A 4,290-nucleotide genomic window follows, 5' to 3' on the forward strand; every position below is an offset into this window, starting at 1 on the left:
GTGTCATACATCACAGGCTCCTTTGGCGCCCGGAAATCCACCAGGGGCACAAACCCTGTCCCGCACACGTTTGCCAGGAAATAATGGGCTGCACATTTTGCACCATCCAGATACCTTTCGTCCTTTGTATATTGATAGGCCAGGGCAAAGCCGTAAACTGCCCAGGCCTGGCCTCTGGACCAGGAGGAGCCTTCCTCATAGCCCTGTCCGCCGGGCTGGCTTATCAGCTCCCAGGTATCCCTGTCAAGTATGGCTACATGACCGCTGGAGCCGTCAGGCCGAAGCAGCTTATCCAGGCTTGTCCGGGCATGAGCCCCGGCAATTCCTGCAAAACGGGGATCCCCTGTCTCCTCAGAGGCCCAAAACAGCAAGGGCAGATTCATCATGCAGTCAATAATAAACCAGGTGACGCGCTCCGGCGCATCCCATGCCCGGATAAAGCGTCCTTCGGGATTGTAGCGTCCCGCCAGCATCTGGGCAGCAAACAGGGCATTTTCTCTGGCAGCTTCGTTTCCCGTCAGGCGAAAGTCTGCTCCACAGGAAATATGATAGCGAAATCCAAAATCATGGTCATTGACCCTGAAATTTTTCAAATTTTCCACCATGCTTTCCTCTGCGCCCCGGGCTGCCTCCCTGTATTTCGCCTCTCCGGTTCCTTCGTACATCAGCCACATAATTCCCGGCCAGAAGCCATTGGTCCACCACTGGGGCGCCTTCACGCTGTAATCCTCGTAAACGCCGTTTTCCGCAATATAGGGAATTCTGCTGCCCAGTCGGTCGCATTCTGCAGAAAATTTGTCTGCCAATTTCTGATACAGTCCTTCTATCCACTGTCTGTCCTGCTTCGACCTTAAAAATTCCATGTAAATCCATGCCTCCACTTTTTAAAAAAATGCCGCCGGCTGCGGCTGCAAAGCTTTTGTCTCGCCCTTACTTTGCGCCATGCAATCAGCCTGCGGCATTTCTCATTTCTACTTTTTTATTTATTACTCTGCCTGCTGCAGATAGCTAGGCAGCATAGGAGCGACCTCATCGCTGGAAATAAATCCATCGTTATTGTCATACCATTCATTCAGATATTCTGTAATCTGATCACCGCCCGCATCTGTAAACACCTTCTGGGCATCTGCTACAGCCTGCTCCACCGTATAACTGCTGTCCAGAATTGCCTTGGTATAGGCGTCGTCAATCTGGGTGCCAATGTTTGCCTGAATCAATGCAAGGTCACTGGGCAGTGAAGGCTTGGTTTTCAGCTGATAGAAGGTGCGGCTGGGATCCAGATAATAACCGTCTGCCTCAATAACGATTTCCTTTGCTCTCTTCTGAAGCGGGTCAGATTCGTCAAATTTCAAAATGTCAGAGTAAGGGTCAAGGATACCGCTGCTGGTCATGTACATATCACCATTATAGGAAACCTCTGTCTGGAATACCTCCTGATCCTTGGGCACATAAGCGCCTGTAGCCTCGTCAATTTCAGAGTACTCATCTCCGCCGTACTTTAACATCATAATGGTTTCAGGCTTATTCAGCCAGTCAATGTATGCCATAACAGCTTCAGGATTCTCACAGTCCGCATTAATTGCCGCATTGGACTGCAGGAAGCCGCCGCCTGCAGGCTGGAAAGCGCCGTTTTCAGAAATCGGAAGAGGAATTGCCTTCAAATCTGCATCGGGATTGTTTGCCGTCACATTAGTGAGCAGACTCAAAATAGCACCCTTGCCTCCGTTTAATCCAAAGATACCGGTCTTTCCGTTAATGAAATCCTGCTGTGCCATGCTTCCATTAGAGTCCGTTGCATAGTCAGGAGACACACAGCCAGCTTCATAAAGCTCCTCCATCATGGCAACTGCATCCTCAGCCCAATCCCAATGATATACCACATCTGATGTCTCATCTGTAGGATCCTCCAAGTACCAGTCATCCTGCCATGTTCCCATTCCGCCGTACATAGCGTGAATCAAGCTGTTCATAACGCCCGCAAAGCTCAGAGCCTGGGTGTCGTCCTGGCCGTTTCCGTCAGGATCGTCAAAGGTAAACGCCATACAAAGCTCTACAAAGTCCTCTGTGGTAACAGGGTCTTCCAGACCAAGATTTTCCATCCAGTCCTTACGGACGATCAGATAATGATTGGAGCTTGCCTTATTTACCACACCAAAGGTGTACATCTGTCCATCTTCCTTGGTCAGGAAGCTTTCCAGTGCGGGATACTCCTCCAGCAGAGCCTTGTACTCCACACTGTGCTCTTCAATCAAATCGTTCAGGGGCATCAACAGTCCGTTGGAATAGAAGGTATTCATGTTATCAACGCCAAACTCCTCGATCAGATCAGGAGCGGTTCCGGATGCAAACAAAGCGTTGTATTTCTCACCGGATTCCCAGCGGGGAATTGCAATAAATTCCACATCCACAGGAGCATTTTCCTGAATCCATCTTGTCCAGCGGTTGTCCACAATCGTTCCCTCTGAAGCGGGAACATTGTCCCTGTTATAGACTGCAACCGTAATTTTGGGCCTTTCGGCATCCGCAGTCCCACTCTCCGTCTGCTCTGCGGCTGTTTCGCCCGCAGGAGCCTCCGTCTGTGCGGCAGCACTGTCGCTTGTGGCAGCAGTGCCGTCTCCTTCTGTTCCTCCGCAGGCAGCCAGGGAAAACACCATGGTTCCCGCCAACAGAAGAGACATTAGTTTACTCATTCTCTTTTTCATCATAAGCCTCCTTAAATTAATTTTTTTATCCTTTCACCGCGCCAAGCATCATACCCTTTACAAAGTATTTCTGCAGGAACGGATAGATAAGCAACATGGGAATTACCATCACCACCACACCCGCCGCTCTCAGTCCCGACGAGGTAATCGCCTGCAGGTCCTGAGGGTTTGCAGTGGCAAGCTCTGTAGTCAATACATTCATGCTCTTGATCATCTGCTGTACCAGAACGGAAAGATTCTGCTTTTCAGGACTATTGATATAAAGCATGGCGTTCATAAAGGTGTTCCAGTGGGTTACCCCGTAAAACAGGGTCAGGGTTGCCAGTACCGGCTTGGACAGGGGCAGATAGATTCTTGCCAGCAGCTTCAGCTCCCCACATCCGTCAATGATGGCTGCTTCTTCCAGCTCTGTGGGGATGTTGTTGAAAAAGGTTCTCATCACTATCATATTATAGGTATTAATAGCTCCTGTAAGCCACAAAGACCAATAGCTGTCAATCAGCCCCAGCTTCTGCACTACAATGTAGGTAGGAATCATGCCCCCGGAAAAAAGCATGGTAAACACAATCATCTTTGTAAAAAACTTATTTCCCACAAAATAAGGCTTGGACAGGGGGTAGGCCGCCAATATGGTCATCACCATGCAGATAATGGTACCCACTACTGTAATCACCACGCTGTTCCAGGTAGCCCGCACCGCCATAGTTCCTTCCAGCAGAAGCATAAAGGATTCTGTAGAAAATTCCACCGGCCACAAGCCGACCACTCCAGAATCCACCGCCTGGGCGCTGCTGAACGCAGTGGCGAACACATTGACCACGGGCAGGATACACAAAAGGGCTGCAATCCCAAGGACGACCATGCTTATTCTTTCTATTGTTTTTGCACTCAATGATTTTCTCATATGGCCCTCCTTTACCAAAGACTGGAACCAGCACGTTTTGCCAGGCGGTTTGTAACAAGTGTCAGAATCATAGCCAGAACGGACTGGAACATTCCCATTGCGCTGGTAAGGCTGAACTGCATTCCTTCAAGACCCACTCTATAAACATAGGTGCTGATTACATCGGAAATGCTGTTTACAGTAGCATTTGTCAAAACGTAAATCTGGTCGAAGCCTACGTTCACCGAGCTTCCCACCGATAAAATCATGTTGACCACAATGGTTGGCAGAATAGCCGGAAGCGTTACATGCCAAATCTGCCTGAGCCTGGATGCGCCGTCTATGGCTGCCGCATCGTACAGCTGAGCGTCAACGCCCGTCAAAGCGGCCAGATAAATAATGGCCGAAAAGCCTGTCTCCTTCCAGATGCCAGAGCCAAAATAAATAGCCAGCCAGGAACCCTCGTTATACAGATAAGGGTATGTACTTCCCGTAAAAAATTCAGTAATCGTGTTGATAATGCCAGTTTCCTGGGAAAACAGGTTGATTACCATACCGCCCACAATGGTCCAGGCAAGAAAATGGGGCAGGTACACACAGGTCTGAGTAAGCTTTTTAAACTTTTCATGCTTGATTTCATTTAACATCAACGCCACAATAATAGGAAAGGGAATTCCTATCAGGAATCTTGCAATACCCAAAAAC

The 4,290-nt window shown here is 49.1% G+C and carries 4 protein-coding genes; all 4 read right to left on the reverse strand.

Going from position 1 to position 4,290, the window contains the following annotated elements; translation table 11 throughout:
* Positions 1 to 863: glycoside hydrolase family 88 protein (locus tag AC1WIP_RS12290; protein WP_481142101.1), on the reverse strand; the 863-nt coding region annotated here is incomplete at its 3' end.
* 123 nt (positions 864 to 986) lie between these two features.
* Positions 987 to 2,705, reverse strand: coding sequence for an extracellular solute-binding protein (locus AC1WIP_RS12295; RefSeq protein WP_481142102.1), 1,719 nt, complete (start codon positions 2,703 to 2,705; stop codon positions 987 to 989).
* Positions 2,706 to 2,727: 22 nt separating this feature from the next.
* Complete coding sequence (locus AC1WIP_RS12300; RefSeq protein WP_481142103.1) at positions 2,728 to 3,606, reverse strand: carbohydrate ABC transporter permease; 879 nt, start codon at positions 3,604 to 3,606, stop codon at positions 2,728 to 2,730.
* 11 nt (positions 3,607 to 3,617) lie between these two features.
* A partial coding sequence (locus AC1WIP_RS12305; protein WP_481142104.1) for an ABC transporter permease subunit occupies positions 3,618 to 4,290 on the reverse strand: 673 nt, incomplete at its 5' end.

It is taken from the genome of Acetatifactor sp. (genome assembly GCF_982438285.1).

Coding starts and splice junctions, on each gene's coding strand:
- AC1WIP_RS12295 (WP_481142102.1), bottom strand. CDS start 2,705: ATGATGAAAAAGAGAATGAGTAAACTAATGTCTCTTCTGTTGGCGGGA.
- AC1WIP_RS12300 (WP_481142103.1), bottom strand. CDS start 3,606: ATGAGAAAATCATTGAGTGCAAAAACAATAGAAAGAATAAGCATGGTC.